General features: G+C 36.7%; 13 protein-coding genes. 9 read left to right on the top strand and 4 right to left on the bottom strand.

Annotated features, from left to right (window positions below; genetic code table 11):
• The coding region (locus tag ACFIL8_RS02570; protein WP_375688853.1) for a ribonuclease E/G at positions 1 to 1724 on the bottom strand (1724 nt) is incomplete at its 3' end.
• A gap of 587 nt (positions 1725 to 2311) precedes the next feature.
• On the opposite strand from ACFIL8_RS02570, the gene ACFIL8_RS02565 reads away from it, so the two are divergent.
• From ACFIL8_RS02565 to prfB, 3 genes are all read left to right on the top strand, one after another.
• Entirely contained in the window at positions 2312 to 3541 is a 1230-nt protein-coding gene (locus tag ACFIL8_RS02565; RefSeq protein ID WP_375628086.1) for an N-acetylmuramoyl-L-alanine amidase, read from the top strand.
• A 168-nt stretch (positions 3542 to 3709) separates the two neighbouring features.
• Positions 3710 to 6175, top strand: a complete 2466-nt coding sequence (locus ACFIL8_RS02560; RefSeq protein WP_375628088.1) for a penicillin-binding protein 1A — start codon at positions 3710 to 3712, stop codon at positions 6173 to 6175.
• A gap of 170 nt (positions 6176 to 6345) precedes the next feature.
• Positions 6346 to 7474, top strand: a protein-coding gene (gene prfB, locus ACFIL8_RS02555) for a peptide chain release factor 2 (protein ID WP_375688851.1) whose coding sequence is annotated in 2 segments (ribosomal slippage) — positions 6346 to 6414 and positions 6416 to 7474 — 1128 coding nt in all. Because the reading frame shifts where the segments join, the coding sequence is not laid out codon by codon here.
• Positions 7475 to 7812: 338 nt separating this feature from the next.
• Here prfB and ACFIL8_RS02550 read toward each other — a convergent pair.
• The 3 genes from ACFIL8_RS02550 to ACFIL8_RS02540 form a co-directional block, all read right to left on the bottom strand.
• A complete protein-coding gene (locus ACFIL8_RS02550) occupies positions 7813 to 8298 on the bottom strand; it encodes a peroxiredoxin (RefSeq protein ID WP_375611894.1) in 486 nt (161 codons plus the stop codon).
• 190 nt (positions 8299 to 8488) lie between these two features.
• The gene (gene tyrS / locus ACFIL8_RS02545; protein WP_375638395.1) at positions 8489 to 9742 is read right to left on the bottom strand and encodes a tyrosine--tRNA ligase; all 1254 of its coding nucleotides are present in this window, start codon (positions 9740 to 9742) and stop codon (positions 8489 to 8491) included.
• Positions 9743 to 10064: 322 nt separating this feature from the next.
• A complete protein-coding gene (locus tag ACFIL8_RS02540; protein ID WP_375613441.1) occupies positions 10065 to 10745 on the bottom strand; it encodes an alpha/beta hydrolase in 681 nt (226 codons plus the stop codon).
• Positions 10746 to 10905: 160 nt separating this feature from the next.
• On the opposite strand from ACFIL8_RS02540, the gene ACFIL8_RS02535 reads away from it, so the two are divergent.
• From ACFIL8_RS02535 to ACFIL8_RS02510, 6 genes are all read left to right on the top strand, one after another.
• On the top strand, positions 10906 to 12081 hold the full coding sequence (locus tag ACFIL8_RS02535; RefSeq protein ID WP_375628096.1) for a cysteine desulfurase family protein: 1176 nt from the start codon (positions 10906 to 10908) through the stop codon (positions 12079 to 12081).
• Between the two features lie 138 nt (positions 12082 to 12219).
• Complete coding sequence (gene sufB / locus ACFIL8_RS02530) at positions 12220 to 13731, top strand: Fe-S cluster assembly protein SufB (RefSeq protein ID WP_375681819.1); 1512 nt, start codon at positions 12220 to 12222, stop codon at positions 13729 to 13731.
• 159 nt (positions 13732 to 13890) lie between these two features.
• Positions 13891 to 14646 carry a Fe-S cluster assembly ATPase SufC gene (gene sufC, locus ACFIL8_RS02525; protein WP_375681820.1) on the top strand — a complete coding sequence of 252 codons (756 nt, stop codon included), beginning with the start codon at positions 13891 to 13893 and terminating at the stop codon, positions 14644 to 14646.
• A gap of 11 nt (positions 14647 to 14657) precedes the next feature.
• Entirely contained in the window at positions 14658 to 15920 is a 1263-nt protein-coding gene (gene sufD, locus ACFIL8_RS02520) for a Fe-S cluster assembly protein SufD (protein WP_375611953.1), read from the top strand.
• Positions 15921 to 15930: 10 nt separating this feature from the next.
• Entirely contained in the window at positions 15931 to 17175 is a 1245-nt protein-coding gene (locus ACFIL8_RS02515; RefSeq protein WP_375628099.1) for a cysteine desulfurase, read from the top strand.
• Positions 17168 to 17569 (top strand): SUF system Fe-S cluster assembly protein, encoded by a 402-nt coding sequence (locus ACFIL8_RS02510; RefSeq protein WP_273787976.1) that lies wholly within the window; start codon positions 17168 to 17170, stop codon positions 17567 to 17569. The genes ACFIL8_RS02515 and ACFIL8_RS02510 overlap by 8 nt, the downstream gene beginning before the upstream one ends.
• Positions 17570 to 17625 lie beyond the last annotated feature (56 nt).

Genomic DNA, 17625 nt, shown 5'->3' with positions numbered 1-17625 from the left:
GTTCCAATACTATCATCTGCTTCAATACTAATATTAAGTTTAAAGCGAGCTTCTAAATTAACAAGAATATTGCGTTTATGATTTAATACATAAAGCGCTGTTGCTACGGGGGTGCGCACGATAATATTATGTTGCGAATTATGAAGAAGATATTCTTCAATTGAGCGCATGACATGTAACGCAATTGATGATTCAGAACGTATATTTCCTGTTCCTGCGCAATGTGGGCAGGGCTGTGTCGTACTTTCTAAAACCGATATGCGAATACGTTGACGACTCATTTCTAAAAGGCCGAAGTGTGAAATATGACCTACTTGAATACGAGCACGATCGTTTTTTAAACAATCTTTTAATTTTTTTTCGACCAGCTTCACATTGCGTTCTTCAAGCATATCAATAAAATCAATCACAATTAAACCAGCAAGGTCACGCAAGCGTAATTGCCGCGCTACTTCTTCAGCAGCTTCAAGGTTAGTTTGTAAGGCTGTCTTTTCGACAGAGAATTCTTTCGTAGAGCGGCCAGAATTTACGTCAATAGCAACAAGTGCTTCTGTTTGATTAATAACAAGATAACCACCAGATTTTAAAGAAACCTGTGGTTGCAACATTTTATCAAGTTGAATTTCAATATTATTTCTTGCAAAAATGGGCGTAGGATCACGGTAAGGTTGCACAACTTTTGCATGACTTGGCATGAGCATACGCATAAAGTCTTTCGCTTCACGATATCCTTGGTCTCCAGAGACAAGAATTTCACTAATGTTCTTATTATAAAGATCTCGTATAGAACGCTTGATGAGATTGCTTTCTTCATGGACAAGGCATGGCGCCGTTGACTCGAGTGTCAAAGTGCGAATAGTATCCCATAACCGCATAAGATATTCATAATCACGTTTAATTTCAGCTTTTGTTCTATTGGCACCAGCGGTTCGTAAGATAACGCCCATACCTTTTGGAACGGCTAATTCTTTTACGATTTCTTTAAGACGCTTACGGTCTTGTACGTTCGTAATTTTTCGTGAAATACCACCACCACGTGCTGTGTTGGGCATTAGAACAGAGTAACGACCAGCTAGAGATAGATATGTTGTAAGGGCAGCACCTTTATTACCACGCTCTTCTTTGATAACTTGTACCAACAAAATTTGACGTCGTTTAATGACTTCTTGAATTTTATACTGGCGCCCTTGTTTTCTTTGATAAATCGGGAGCTCTTCACGGATGTCCTCAGCACCGACCATTTCAATCTCATCATAAGAGATATTGGCATTTAATGCTTCTTCTGTATTATCAATTATTATCGCTTCAGATGTGATATCATTTTCAATATCGGCTGCTATAATATTGTTTTTTTCACTTTTTTTTGTTCTTCTGGAGCGTTTTTTATTTTTAGTTGCTTCTTCCGTAAAGGTATCTACAGAATTTTCTCCTACAGCTTCTTTTTCTTCTTCTTCAAGAAGAGCAAGGCGATCAGCAATAGGAATTTGATAATAATCAGGATGAATTTCAGAAAATGTTAAAAAACCATGTCGGTTTCCACCATATTCAACAAAAGCCGCTTGGAGAGACGGTTCTACACGCGTAATACGTGCGAGATAAATATTCCCCTTGAGCTGTTTTCTATGTTCTGATTCAAAATCAAGTTCTTCAATTTTGTTGCCGTGAACAACAACAACACGTGTTTCCTCCGGATGGGAGGCATCTATAAGCATTTTGTTTGACATAAGTTAATATCCTGAAGGCGACATGCACAATTTTATTCAAACGAATGCCATAACTATTCGTAAACATAAAAGGCTGTCTGCCATAAAAGGGAGGTACCAGAAAAACAGGACGAAACACCACGTGCAAAGGCATGACTGCATTTACACCATTTCTCATCATTATTTCCATCTGTTTTTTATGACTCATATTTTCTTAAAAGTCTCCGGTAAAATAATCTTTAAAACAGTTCGGATATCCGAACCAACGAATCTTAAGTAATGCAATCCTAATGTTACAACATAGAAATTTTTCATCCATAAAAAAGTCTCAACGCATAATAGACAAAAAACTTCTAAAGACAACTTAATATGAGTTACAGATAATTTAGATGACTATTATCAGCTAGGAAGCATAAATATTCTTTTATGTTGATATCATGCGTTTGGCAAGTAACAATGTAAATCATGTATAATTATAATATCTTTATGACCTTAATTTCGTTTTGAGGTGTTTATTTAGCTTTTATTGAAAAATAGATAATAAATTGGTGTATCGTTTTATGTAACCAAGATAAATTATTACAAAGGTAATGTAGAGTATTTTGCTTATGATAAGAGTTTTTTTTACCAAAAAGCTGAAAACAGCTTATGGGGATGTTATTGTGCTCGTCACATACTTTTTATTATCTTTTTTGCTACTCCAAACTAGTGTTCAAGCCGCAGATCCTCTGAGACTTATTAATTTTCGAACCATTGGTGATAGTATTCATACGCGTATTATTGCGGTTTTTAATTCAAAACCAAATGTTCGTTTACAGATTTTTGACAGGCCCGCACGTTTGGTTATCAATTTACCTACAATTGACTTTTCGATGCAAAATACGCCTTTAAAGAAACGGAATACATTATCCGTTATGCTTTCAGATGTGCGTTATGCTTTCTCTGACATACAGACTTCACGCATTATTTTGACAAGTAAAACGGCTTTTGTGGTTGAAAAAAATGTCGTAAAAAAATTAAATAATGGTTTATGGCAGTTGCTGATTGATATTCGTAAAAGTACACAAGAAAAATTTGATGAGATATTAAAAAAACAGCAAAGAAGCAATTTTGATACAAAAACACAGTTAATGCCAGCATATAATTTCCGTGTTGTTCTTGATCCTGGTCATGGTGGTATTGATGGCGGTGCACGGGGTGTTACTGGAATTTTAGAAAAAGATGTGACTTTAGACTTTGCGCGTGCATTGCGAGACGAATTACAAAAGGATTCTCATATTACCGTTGCTTTAACACGAGATTCCAATATTTTTTTAAGACTAAGTGAAAGAGTTAAAAAAGCGCAAGAGTTTGATGCTGATCTTTTTATATCTATTCACGCAGATACGATTGATCTACATTCTCTTCGCGGTGCCACAGTGTATACCATATCAGATAAAGCCTCTGATGCCATTGCAAAATCTTTAGCTGAAAATGAAAATAAAGTTGATTTGCTTGATGGTTTGCCTGCAGATGAAACGCTCGAAGTTACAGATATTTTGATGGATCTTACACGACGTGAAACACATACATTTTCGGTTAATTTTGCAAATAGTGTTATTTCAAGTTTATCAAAGAATCATATTAACTTGATTAATAACCCACATCGGTATGCTAATTTTCAAGTTTTAAGAGCTTCAGATATACCCTCAGTCTTGATAGAGATAGGTTATTTATCCAATAAAGAGGATGAAAAGTTATTAAATGATCCTCATTGGAGAAAACAAATGGCAGCCTCTATTGCTCATTCTATTCGTCAATTTGCTGATTATAGGCAGAAAATGATACAGCCTCTTTAAATTTATGAGAAAATAGAGTATCAATATGGGCTTCTAGTGTACCCTGGTATAAATAAAAGATAGAAAACAATTTCTCTTGATCTCAATCTTGTGGTGATATCCACTTGGTGTGTTTGAAGTAACGTATTTTTTCTTTAATTAATTCTTAAGAAAGCGATAGCCGTTTTTATGATGATTTTTTTAAGATATCTTCTTCGTTTTTTTATTGCTATTGGACTTTATGGTGCAATAACGTGGGGTGTTATGACCAGTGGTCAAGCAAATGCACTCCCTGATTATGAAGTTCTTTCACTTTATGAGCCGCCGGTAATGACCCGTGTCCATGCTTCTGATGGCCGTCTTATGGCAGAGTTTGCAACAAAACATCGCCTCTATTTACCGATTCAATCAATACCAAAGCTTGTTATAAATGCTTTCATTTCAGCTGAAGACAAAAACTTTTATCATCATTTTGGTTTAGATCCTGAAGGACTTTCTCGAGCTTTGATCAATAATATTCGTAATATTGGTTCTGGAAGACGTCCAGAGGGGGCATCAACTATAACGCAACAAGTCGCTAAAAACTTCCTTTTAAGTTCAGAAACAACGTTAGAACGTAAATTTAAGGAAGCTATTTTAGCAATGCGTATTGAGAAAACTTATTCAAAAGATCATATTCTCGAACTTTATCTCAATGAAATTTATCTGGGTCGTGGCACTTATGGCATAGCTGCTGCTTCATTGACCTATTTCAATAAATCCGTCAATGACCTGACGCTAGAACAATGTGCTTATTTGGCTGCTCTTCCAAAAGGACCAGCAAATTATGATCCATTTAAGAATACACAACGTGCTATTGATCGGCGTAATTGGGTTATAGACCGGATGATTGCAAATGGATATGTAACGCGTGAACAAGGTGAAAAAGCGAAAGCTAAACCTTTAGGAGCGACAATACGTGGGAGTGATAGCTATGTTTTTGCGGCTGATTATTTTACTGAAGAAGTACGGCGTCGTTTAATACATCGCTATGGGGCTAAAACACTTTATGAAGGTGGGCTTTCCATTCGTACAACGCTTGATCCGCATTTACAACTTATTGCGCGACGTGCTTTGCACGATGGATTAATTAGATTTGATCATGCGCAAGGATGGCGTGGAGCTTATGCGCATATTGATGAGAAAGGTGATTGGGGGACAGAACTTGCAGATATCACAGGGCTAAGTGATGTTCCTGAATGGCGTTTAGCTGTTGTTCTTTCTACTAATCTCAATAAAGTAGAGATTGGTTTACAGCCACAGCGCGAAGCTTCAGGTATATTATCAAAAAAACGGGAAATTGCTGTTTTATCTGAAGCTGATTCAAAATGGGCACTCCATGTTGTAAAAGAAAATGGTTATCGAAAAACTGTTCAGAGCTTATCTCATGTTCTGCAAGTTGGGGATGTCATTTTTGTTGAAAAACTATCCAATACAAACAACACTTATCGTTTACAACAAATTCCAAAGGTTGAAGGTGCAATTGTTGCTATGGAACCTCATACAGGGCGCGTTCTTGCTATGGTGGGAGGATTTTCTTTTGCCGCATCTGAATTCAATCGTGCAACCCAAGCTTATCGCCAACCGGGGTCTGCTTTTAAGCCTTTTGTTTATGCAGCAGCTCTTGACAACGGATATACACCAGCATCCGTTGTTTTAGATGGCCCCATTGAAGTTCGTCAATATAATGGTGAAGTTTGGCAACCCAAAAATTATGGGGGTACCTTTGCAGGACCTTCAACGTTGCGTTATGGTATTGAGCGTTCTCGTAATCTTATGACAATACGGCTTGCCAATGATATGGGAATGCCTCTTGTCGCTGAATATGCAGAACGCTTTGGGATCGTAGATAAATTGCAGCCTTATCTTCCCATGGCTTTAGGGGCTGGCGAAACAACAGTATTACGAATGGTTACAGCTTATTCCGTTATTGCCAATGGCGGACGCTCTATTAAACCTTCTCTGATAGACAGAATTCAAGATCGTTATGGGAAGACAATTTATCGTCATGATGATCGTATTTGCGAAAATTGTAATACGAATTCATGGAATAATCAAAGTGAACCCACATTGATTGATGAGCGAGATCAAGTTCTTGACCCTATGACGGCTTATCAAATTACATCGATGATGGAAGGGGTTGTTCAGCGTGGTACTGCGGCACGTTTACGTTATCTTAATCGACATATTGCCGCTAAAACAGGAACAACCAATGACTCTAAGGATGTCTGGTTTATGGGATTTACTCCTGACATTGTCGTTGGTATTTTTGTCGGTTATGATCAACCAGCTCCGTTAGGATATAATGGAACAGGAAGTTCATTAGCTGCACCTATTTTTGGTGATTTTATGGCAGATGCTCTTAAAGGGAAGCCAGATGTTCCCTTTAAGATGCCAAAAGGTATGATTTTAATGCCAATTAATCGGAAAACAGGAATGCTTGCCGAAAGAGGAGATCAAGATGTCATTATAGAAGCATTTAAACCAGGGACTGGGCCTGCTGATATATATCAAGTTATTGGGAGTACAAATTCTTTTCAAGAAGGTGTTCCTGCAGTAACGACTTCTCCACAAGTCAACAAAGCACTTGAAAGTGGGACAGGTGGGCTGTATTAATCGACAAAATCTCCTTTTGCCATGAGTCATGGTTTTTATCTCTTTTTTACAATGTCGGTTCTATAAATAGAGTGATAGAACTGTACCATTTTCTGATAGCAGCTATTAAATTTGTATAAAATGCTAAGAGACACAACCAAAAAGAGTTTTTAAAAATACGGTGTTAAATTATGCGAGCAGAAATAGAAACATTAGTTGATGAAATCCAGAAAGCAATACAATTGCTAAGGGGGCATCTTTGACTGGGATCAATCACTAAAGCGTCTTGAATATCTTAATCAAAAAGCGGAAGATCCATCATTATGGGATGATGCACAACGAGCACAGGATATGATGCGTGAGCGTCAACGTCTTGATGATTCAATCAATGGTCTTTTATCATTTACAAAAACACTTGAAGAATGCATTGAGCTTATTGCGATGGGCGAAGAAGAAAGTGATGTGGAAATTATCGCTGATGCAGAAAGATCAATACGTAATCTTAAAAATGAGATAGATAAAAGGCAAATTGACGTACTTCTTTCAGGAGAGGCAGATCCGAATGATACCTATTTAGAAGTTCATGCTGGAGCAGGGGGAACAGAAAGCCAAGATTGGGCTTCTATGCTCTTACGTATGTATATGCGATGGGCTGAACAGCATGAAATGAAGGTTGAAATTTTAGAAATTCATGATGGAGAAGAAGCAGGAATAAAGTCAGCGACTATTCTTGTAAAAGGGCATAATGCTTATGGAATGTTAAAAACAGAATCAGGTGTTCATCGCTTAGTGCGGATTTCTCCATTTGATTCGAATGCAAAGCGCCATACCTCTTTTGCAAGCATTTGGGTTTATCCAGTTATTGATGACAATATTGAAGTTGATGTTTCAGAGGCAGATGTGCGTATTGATACATATCGTGCATCTGGAGCAGGAGGACAACATGTTAACACGACAGATTCTGCTGTTCGCATCACACATATAAAAACGGGTATTGTTGTTCAATGTCAAACAGAGCGTTCTCAACATAAAAATCGCGCTACGGCTTGGTCGATGTTGCGTGCACGGCTTTATGAAGAAGAGCTTAAAAAAAGAGAAGAAGAAACCAATGCTACTGAATCTTCTAAAACAGAAATCGGATGGGGACATCAAATTAGATCTTATGTTCTTCAACCCTATCAGCTTGTCAAAGATTTGCGTACAGGAATTGAAAATACGGATCCACAATCCGTACTTAATGGTAATTTAGATGCATTTATAGAGGCAGCACTCGCACGGCGCATTTATGGAAAAGACAAAAAAATTGAGGATATTCGTTAATTACATATCCTTCCTTCAAGCCATGTAGATTTTTTCTTAAGCTGTTCGTTTTATGGATGCTGTGATGTTATATAGCCTTTGATACTTTAAAGGTTTAAAGGGGGATTTTCTTGTTCCTTTCTTCAACTTTTTCTCACACGCTAATTCTGCTTATGATATTGCAAGTGATAGGAAGAATCTGAAATCAGAAAATTTTGCGATATTCGGGGGACTAATATAAATGTAAAACAATTCATTATCCTTATAAATCAATATATTGTAAAAATTGAATCCGTTGAAAAACTAAAATCAATTAGGGAGAATAACTTTTGCTTTTGAAGGTAAATCAAACACTCAATTTACAAGTTACCATTATGATATAAAAGTGTTGCAGTAGCTAAAACATTTTCAGCATGCCCAGATACGCTTACTTTGCGCCATTCTTCTACTATTATTCCATTTGCATCAATTAAAAAAGTGCTCCGTTCAACTCCCATATATTTGCGTCCATACATGCTTTTCTCAACCCAAACACCATAAGCTTCGAGGGTCGTTTTTTCTTCATCAGAAACCAAGATGACATCAAGTTCATGTTTTATTTTAAATTTATCATGTTTTTTTACATTATCTGGAGAGATTCCAATAACAGCAACACCGATTTCATCAAATTTCATCTTTAATTTTGTGAAATCAAGTGCTTCACTTGTGCAACCACTGGTGTCATCTTTTGGATAAAAATATAAAACAACAGGCTTTCCTTTAAAGTCAGAAAGACACACTGTCTCTCCTCCATCGCGCGGCAAAGTAAAATCAGGAGCAAGAGCACCTTTCATTGGTCTTGTCATTGTTTTCATCTTTCTTTTTTGTGTAACAGGTATAAAATATCAGAGTACACAGAAGAAAAGAACTATTCAACTCTCTAGAATTTTATCGTTTTGAAGAGACTTTTATTTCCCTAACAAAATTCGCCCTATCACAACGATTGAATTGAAAGAACAAGCTCGACGTGAACAACATAAACAAAACAGCAAAAGATTATACTGGTTTCATCACAACATGTTTTTTCTTACCAAAAGAAAGTTTAATGGTTCCTTCTGCACTGACATCCCTTTCAATAATAAGATGTGTTTCATCCTCAATAATTTGATCATTTACACGGACACCTCCACCTTGAACGTGTCGGCGTGCCTCACTATTCGATCTAGCGAGTCCTGCTTGTACTAAAAGAGTGAGCAATCCAACACCTTTTTTTAATTCTGAGGCATTAATTTCAACAGTTGGAAGATTTTCTCCCAGAGTTTTTTCTTCAAACGTCTTGCGAGCCGTTTCTGCTGCTGCATCAGCAAGAACACGTCCATGCAACATTGCTGTAATTTCTGTTGCAAGAATTTTTTTTGCTTCGTTAATTTCAGTTCCTTGTAATAGAGAAAGTTTAAGAATCTCATCCATCGGCAATGGAGTATAGAGCTTTAGAAATCGTGTTACATCAGCATCTTCTGTATTGCGCCAGTATTGCCAAAATTGATAAGGTGAAAGTTTATCCGCATTTAGCCATACAGCCCCATTCAATGATTTACCCATTTTGGCACCGGAAGAGGTTGTCAGCAATGGTGATGTTAACGCATATAATTGCGGTGTTCCTAAACGATGTCCTAATTCGATTCCGTTAATAATGTTGCCCCACTGATCAGAGCCCCCCATTTGCATACGCAACCCATAACGTTTATAAAGTTCAACAAAGTCATAAGCTTGCAGAATCATATAATTAAACTCTAAGAATGACAAAGAGTGCTCACGCTCAAGTCTGAGTCTGACAGAATCAAATGACAACATACGGTTGACAGAAAAATGCTTTCCTACATCACGCAAAAATTCTAAGTAGTTTAAATTGCATAACCATTCAGCATTATTCACAATACAAGCATCGGTTTCTCGGTCACCGAATGTCAAATAGTTAGCAAATACCTTTTTAATACCATCAATATTTGCAGCAATATCATCTTGTGTCAGAAGGCGTCGCGCTTCGTCTTTGAAAGAAGGATCACCAATCAATCCGGTCCCTCCGCCCATTAAAGCAATGGGGCGATGACCCGTTTTTTGTAACCAATAAAGCATCATAATCTGAAGAAGACTTCCAGCATGTAAACTCGATGCTGTTGGGTCAAATCCAGTATAAGCGCTTACAGTTTCTTTTGAAAAAAGATCATCTAAGCCTTTTTCATCTGAAATTTGGTGGATAAAACCACGTTCGCTCATAATGTGTAAAAAATCAGATTTAAAGGCAAACACAGATTTAATTTCCTAATTTAAGAGTGCATTTATTGTATATAATAGGCGATTATATAACGAATTATTAATGCGTTATCTATCATAACTGACGCACACCTCACAAGAGAAAGAGACATATTGGTAGTATAAAGATAATAATACAGGTATTATTTCCTTTTTACGCTAAAAAAGAAACTTCTTAGTAATAGAAAAAAGGTGTTCTGTTATTCTCATTTCTATCCTGAAATAAAATTTAGAAAAATTTTAAATGCAGACTAAAAAAATTACTTTGTTATGATCAGAGACGATTTTTGCTAATTTTTTATAAATCTATCGTATTTTCCTAAGTTAGTGAAAGTATTTCAGGAGGAGGAGCGAGAAGTTCATTGGAGATATGGTTATCCAAATAGTGGGCACATCGTTCAATAAGTTTTTCATGACATCCACTGAAAAAGTGATTAGCCTCTTCCAATATTTCTTGTGTAATGATGATACCTTTTTGTGTTTTTAATTTATCGACAAGTATTTGAACATCTTTTGGAGGGGCAACTTTATCGATACCGCCATGAATGATAAGTCCAGAAGAGGGACAAGGTGCAAGAAATGAAAAGTCATAAACATTAGGCTGAGGGGCAACTGAGATAAATCCCTCAATTTCCGGTCGGCGCATTAAAAGCTGCATACCAATCCATGCTCCAAATGAGTATCCTGCTACCCAACAATTTTTAGAGTCTGGATGTTGTGTCTGCACCCAATCGAGAGCAGCAGCAGCATCTGAAAGTTCTCCTATTCCATAATCAAATTCACCCTGACTACGACCAATACCACGAAAGTTAAAACGTAAAGTTGTAAAGCCACGTTGTTGGAACATATAAAAGAGGTCATAGACAATTTTATGATTCATAGTTCCACCAAATTGGGGATGAGGATGCAAAATGATCGCAATGGGTGCATTTTTTTGTTGTGAAGGTTGATAACGCCCTTCGAGCCGACCCGCGGGACCGTTAAAAATAATTTCTGGCATAAAATGCTCCTTAATGCAATAAAAGGCTCTCTTTGACCCTAGTCGACTTTTACCATAGAATCTCTTAAATAATTATTAGATATTCTTTTTTTAGTGCACTTTTCAAGAAAAATGCGCTATTTTTTCAATCAATTCATAAGATTAATGATTGCGATGTAAAATGGTTATAAAACGCCGATATTTTGATCATAACGCAACAACACCGCTCAAAAAAGTGGCACGGATAGCGTTACTGGAATCTTTAGAGATATTTGGTAATCCATCATCGGTTCATAAGGAAGGGCGTGCCGCTAAAACTTTGTTGCAAAAGTCCCGTCGGCAAATCGCTGAAAATCTTAAAACAGATCCAGATCACGTGGTATTTACCTCTGGTGCGAGTGAAGCCGCAATGACTTTGTTAACACCTTTTTACAATATGGGGAAAGCAAAAGTTAAATTTTCTCATCTTTACCTTGGAGCGACTGAACATCCCTCTGTTGCAGAGGGAGGACGTTTTTCTAAAGAATTGATAAGCGTCATTGATGTTGATCAAGATGGGCTCATACAACAAGATAAATTAACATCACTCTTAACGGTTCACGATAAAACAAAAGGTTTACCTCTTGTTGCTATTCAAGCTGCAAATAGTGAAACGGGTGTTATTCAACCGTTAACAGAAATCGCCGCTATTGTTCGGGATTTAGGAGGCACTCTTATAGTTGATTTGACACAATATGTAGATAAAAATTTTGTGGATATTCATCAGTTAGGAGGAGACTTTTTTATACTGTCTGCCCATAAAATTGGCGGTCCTAAAGGAATTGGTGCTTTTGTTTCATGTGGTAATCTTCTCATGCCACACCCTCTTATTATTGGAGGAGGACAAGAAAAAGGTCTCCGTGGAGGAACAGAAGCATTGCCCCTTATTGCTGCTTTTGGGGCAGCGATGACTGATTGCTTCACACAGGAGGAAATAAAACAGTTAATATATTTACGCAATAAATTAGAAGCTGGACTACAAAAAATAAGTAAAAATGTTGAGATTTTTGGCAAAAGAGTTCAACGTTTGCCAAATACAACTTACTTTACCGTGAAAAATATAAAAGCTGAAACGATGCAAATTGCTTTTGATTTAGAAGGGTTTTCTTTATCATCCGGCTCTGCCTGTTCTTCGGGAAAAGTAAAACAAAGCAAAGTGTTGGAGGCAATGGGGTATCATGTTCCAAATGGTGCCATTCGCATTTCGCTAGGGCGTGGCACAACTTCTGAAGATATTGATGATTTTCTGTCGTTTTTTTCTCAAATTATAAGCAGGAAAAAAGGGGAAGATTTATCATCAGAAAGTTATAAAAATTAGAATTATTTAAAAATAAAATAAGTTTGATTGAAATTTTTGCGCTTTACCTATAGCCTAGGAGATAACTTGCTTACTTTAATCTTGTAAAAAACAAGACTTTAGTTACCGGTTTTTGACGCCAAAAAATGGAGAAAATTTATGCCGGCAGTACAAGAAACGATACGCCAAGTACGTGAAATAGATGTTGACCAATATAAATATGGTTTTGAAACCAATATTGAAACCGATAAAGCTCCAAAAGGCTTAAATGAGGATATTATCAAATTTATTTCCGCTAAAAAAAATGAGCCTGAATGGATGCTAACATGGCGCTTAAAAGCTTACCGCCGTTGGCTGACAATGCAAGAGCCTCATTGGGCGCGTCTTGAATATCCTAAAATTGATTTTCAGGAGCTTTATTATTATGCTGCTCCAAAAAATCATACAGGACCAAAATCTTTGGATGAAGTGGATCCTGAGTTATTAGCAACGTACGAAAAACTTGGCATTCCCCTTAAAGAACAAGAGATTTTGGCAGGAGTAAGAAAACAGTCTGATCCCTCCACTTTTGATGACAGTATGTCTGTATCGGGGCAGGTGGCTGTTGATGCAGTCTTTGATTCTGTTTCTGTTGTAACAACATTCAAAAAAGAGCTGGCACGTACTGGTGTGATTTTTTGTTCTATTTCAGAGGCGATTATTGAACATTCTGAGCTTATTAAAGAATATTTAGGAACAGTTGTACCTATAAGTGATAATTATTATGCGGCCTTAAATGCAGCTGTCTTTACAGATGGTTCATTTGTTTATATTCCTAAAGGGGTTCGTTGTCCTATGGAGCTTTCAACTTATTTTAGGATTAATGAACGCAACACTGGCCAATTTGAACGAACATTGATTATCGCCGCTGAAGATTCCTATGTTTCTTATCTTGAAGGGTGTACAGCACCCCAACGTGATGAAAACCAACTTCATGCTGCTGTTGTTGAGCTTATTGCCCTTGAAAATGCAGAGATTAAATATTCTACAGTACAAAACTGGTATCCTGGCGATAAAGATGGAAAGGGCGGTATTTATAATTTTGTGACGAAGCGTGGAGATTGTCGAGGTGATAGCTCTAAAATTTCATGGACACAAGTTGAAACCGGTTCTGCGATTACTTGGAAATATCCATCCTGCTTACTCCGTGGTAATAATGCGCGTGGAGAATTTTATTCTATTGCTGTTGCAAACGGTTATCAACAAATTGATTCTGGTACAAAAATGATTCATTTGGGAGAGAATACATCCAGTCGCATTATTTCCAAAGGTATTTCTGCAGGTTTTTCAAATAACACTTATCGGGGACAAGTCACAGCTCATCGAAAAGCACAAAATGCGCGTAACTTTACGCAATGTGATAGTTTGTTAATCGGAAATGATTGTGGTGCGCATACAGTTCCTTATATTGAAGCAAAAAATGCAACAGCTCAGTTTGAACATGAAGCCACAACATCAAAAATTTCTGATGACCAACTTTTTTATGTTATGCAAAGAGGAATTCCCGAAGAAGAAGCTATCGCATTAATTGTAAATGGTTTTGTAAAAGAGGTCATTCAAAAACTTCCCATGGAATTTGCTGTCGAAGCACAAAAGCTTATTAGTATTAGCCTTGAAGGTAGTGTTGGATAATTTTATTTAATTAGATAAATAGAAGACTTTATGTAAAAAGGCTGTAACGGTAGCACATAATGCTAAAAATGACCTCTATGGTAATTACAAAAGTAGATGGATGCTAAGGTAAAATAATACGCATTGATATCTGAAAAACAGCCAAAACAGGATTAAATTATGTTAGAGATCAAAAATTTGCACGCCCGTGTTGCTGAAACCGATACAGAAATTATTCGTGGTTTAAACTTGACAGTTCAAGATGGAGAAGTTGCCGCTATCATGGGACAAAATGGAGCCGGAAAATCAACTTTATCTTATTTGCTTGCTGGTCGTGATGATTATGAAATAACAGAAGGAGATATTCTCTATAATGGACAATCACTTTTAGAAATGGATCCAGCAGAACGTGCTGCATATGGTGTTTTTCTTGCATTTCAATATCCAATGGAAATACCAGGGGTAGCAACAATGGAATTTTTAAAAGTTGCGATGAATTCTCAACGCAAAGCGCGAGGTGACGAAGAACTTAAAATTCCTGAATTTATAAAATGTGTTAAAGAAGTTTCAGCCAAACTTGAAATAGATATGGATATGCTAAAGCGTCCATTAAATGTAGGTTTTTCAGGTGGAGAAAAAAAACGCGCTGAAATTTTACAAATGGCACTTCTTGAACCTACACTTTGCATTTTAGATGAAACGGATTCTGGCTTAGATATTGATGCACTAAAAATTGTTGCAGATGGTGTTAATAAACTTCGGGATTCAAAACGTTCATTTTTGGTGATTACCCATTATCAACGGCTGCTTAATTATATTATTCCTGATACGGTACATGTTCTTTATAAAGGACAAATTATCAAAAGCGGTGATAAATCCTTAGCGCTTTATTTAGAGGAAAATGGGTATGCTGATCTTATTAGGGAAGCGGTTTGAGGTTATTAAATATGAATGCACAGCAAAACTTGTTAGCGGTTGAAGAAAATATACTCAGTAATTTTAATCAGTATGTAAACCACTTACCTGGTGATAAAGCTGTACAGGAAATCCGCAAGAAAACTATTGAGCAGTTTCAAACGACACGGCTTCCTTCCCGTAAAATCGAAAGTTGGCATTATACCAATCTGCGTACCTTACTGAAGTCTATTAGCAATTTTTCAAAAGTTCAAGACAATCAATTGGTTGATGCATTGCTTTCAGAAAGTGCTGTTTTCTCCATAAACAATGGAAAAACATCGATAGAGTCAAAGGTAGACAACATTGCAGTAAAACGCCTTTCAGACGCATTAGAAGATAATTCTGTACAGATAAATCAAAACATTTCTGATGAAGATTTTATTGGACAGTTAAATACAGCTTTTGTTACAGATGGTTGGCTTTTTCACATCCCTGAAAATACAAAGTTAAATATCCCCATTGAATTACAAAATATACAAATGGGGGGACAATCTCATATTTTTTCGGATATAAAAGTTGATAAAAATAGTCAAGTTATGTTTATTGAACATCAGGTTGGCAATGATAAAGATACCTTTGTCAGTTCAATATTTTCATTAAATGTTGCTGCTGATAGTGATGTTACGTGGATTCTCATTCGCAATCGTGATTTTAATTCTACACAATTTGGTCGATTTTGTGCTGTTCTTGATCAAAGAGCGAAGTTATCACTTTATGTCATTAATATAGGGAGTCAATTAAATCGCCAAGAAATCGATATTGAATTACAGGGAGAAGAATCTGATTTTCAATTACGCGTCATAAATTTATTATCAGGACAAACACATAGTGATCTTACAATGACTGTTCGTCACGTGGAAGAAAAATCAACATCAACCGAAATTATACGCAATGTGGTTACAGATAAGGCTGTTGGTGTTTTCCAAGGAATAATACGTGTTTCTCAAAAAGCGCAAAAAACAGATGCACGCATGGCTTGTAATAGCCTTATTCTTTCAGATGATGCAGAATTTAATGCAAAGCCTGAACTGGAGATTTTTGCTGATGATGTTGCATGTGGTCATGGTGCAACAGTTGCTAATATTAATCATGATTATCTTTTTTATCTTATGACACGTGGTATCCCATTTAAAACGGCGCGAGCACTTTTGATTAAAGGATTTATCTCTGAGCTCATTGATGACATCAAGCAAGATAATATTCAAATCGTTTTGGAGAATATCATTAGTAAATGGCTTGAAAAAAATGTTTAAGGTAGAAAAAATGGAAAATAACGTACAAACATTTACTTATAATGTCGAAGAAATTCGGCGTGATTTTCCTATTTTGCACCATCAAGTTTATGGAAAGCGATTAGCATATCTTGATAGTAGTGCTTCTGCCCAAAAACCAATGTCAGTACTCAATGCAATGAATAATTATTATCACTATAGTTATGCTAATGTGCATAGGGGAATGTATTTTTTAGCCAATATAGCAACACAATCCTATGAAAATTCTCGTGAAACCGTTCGTGTTTTTCTAAATGCTCAAAAAGCTGAAGAAATTGTTTTTACGAAAAATGCAACAGAAGCTATTAATACTGTTGCTTATGGTTGGGCGATGCCAAAACTCAAGGAAGGTGATGAGATTGTTCTAACGATCATGGAACATCATTCAAATATTATTCCTTGGCATTTTCTCCGTGAACAAAAAGGTGTTAAACTTATTTTTGTTCCTGTCGATGAAAATGGTGTTCTGCACATTGAAGATTTCCAAAAGGCTTTAAGCGAAAAAACGCGGCTTGTTGCTATAACGCATATGTCCAATATATTAGGAACTGTGCCTCCTGTTAAAGAGATTATTAAACTAGCACATCAAAATTCTATTCCGGTTCTTGTTGATGGTTCTCAAGGAGCAGTACATTTAACCGTTGATGTGCAAGATCTCAATTGTGATTGGTATGTCTTTACAGGTCATAAGCTTTATGGACCCACTGGTATTGGTGTTTTGTATGGTAAAGAAGATAGGTTAGAAGAAATGCGTCCTTTTCAAGGGGGAGGGGAAATGATCGAGGAGGTAACAACCGATAAGGTTTTTTATAATGCTCCTCCTTACCGTTTTGAAGCAGGCACTCCTCCTATCGTTGAAGCTATTGGATTAACTGCGGCTATTGATTATATACAAGAGAAAGGTCGTAGCACGATTCATGCCCATGAGAGATCCCTTTTAGCTTATGCGCAGGAAAAACTTAAAATGGTTGAGTCATTGCGTATTTATGGTCATTCTCCCAATAAAGGAGCTATTATATCATTTACAATTGAAGGGATTCACGCCCATGATATCGCTATGTTTATTGATAGAAAAGGGGTTGCGATACGTGCGGGAACTCATTGTGCACAGCCTTTATTACAGCGCTTTGGTCTAACATCTATTTGCCGCGCATCGTTAGCCATGTATAACACTCAAGAGGATATAGATCAATTAGTAGAAGCATTGCAAGAAACAAGGACATTTTTTAATGGCTGAATCAATTGAAGAGCGTCATTCTACAGAATCCGTTGAAACTGTAAGCGAAAATAAAAAATCTTACATATCAGCAATTCCAGCAGACGAAATTGATCGTATGACAAATGATATTATTGCTGCTCTCAAAACAGTTTATGACCCAGAGATTCCTGCTGATATTTATGAGCTAGGACTGATTTATCGTATTGATATTGAAGATGATCGTTCAGTAAAAATTGAAATGACTCTTACAGCACCGGGATGTCCTGTTGCGGGTGAAATGCCAGGGTGGGTAGAAAATGCAGTCAGTGCAGTTGAAGGGGTTTCGTATGTTGAAGTCACTATGACTTTTGATCCACCATGGACACCTGATTGTATGTCAGAAGAAGCTCAAATTGCTGTCGGATGGTACTAAAAGTATTGTTAAGAGACTCTAATTTAGCCATTCATGAATAAGCTGTTTACTTTTCA

The organism is Bartonella sp. AP57NXGY (assembly GCF_042195805.1).
Taxonomy (GTDB): domain Bacteria; phylum Pseudomonadota; class Alphaproteobacteria; order Rhizobiales; family Rhizobiaceae; genus Bartonella.
The sequence above is the reverse complement of the archived record's forward strand: the minus strand, read 5'-3'. Positions and strand labels throughout refer to the sequence as shown.

Coding starts and splice junctions, on each gene's coding strand:
- ACFIL8_RS02565 (WP_375628086.1), top strand. CDS start 2,312: ATGATAAGAGTTTTTTTTACCAAAAAGCTGAAAACAGCTTATGGGGAT.
- ACFIL8_RS02560 (WP_375628088.1), top strand. CDS start 3,710: ATGATGATTTTTTTAAGATATCTTCTTCGTTTTTTTATTGCTATTGGA.
- ACFIL8_RS02550 (WP_375611894.1), bottom strand. CDS start 8,298: ATGACAAGACCAATGAAAGGTGCTCTTGCTCCTGATTTTACTTTGCCG.
- ACFIL8_RS02540 (WP_375613441.1), bottom strand. CDS start 10,745: ATGCCAGAAATTATTTTTAACGGTCCCGCGGGTCGGCTCGAAGGGCGT.
- ACFIL8_RS02535 (WP_375628096.1), top strand. CDS start 10,906: ATGGTTATAAAACGCCGATATTTTGATCATAACGCAACAACACCGCTC.
- sufB (WP_375681819.1), top strand. CDS start 12,220: ATGCCGGCAGTACAAGAAACGATACGCCAAGTACGTGAAATAGATGTT.
- sufC (WP_375681820.1), top strand. CDS start 13,891: ATGTTAGAGATCAAAAATTTGCACGCCCGTGTTGCTGAAACCGATACA.
- sufD (WP_375611953.1), top strand. CDS start 14,658: ATGAATGCACAGCAAAACTTGTTAGCGGTTGAAGAAAATATACTCAGT.
- ACFIL8_RS02515 (WP_375628099.1), top strand. CDS start 15,931: ATGGAAAATAACGTACAAACATTTACTTATAATGTCGAAGAAATTCGG.
- ACFIL8_RS02510 (WP_273787976.1), top strand. CDS start 17,168: ATGGCTGAATCAATTGAAGAGCGTCATTCTACAGAATCCGTTGAAACT.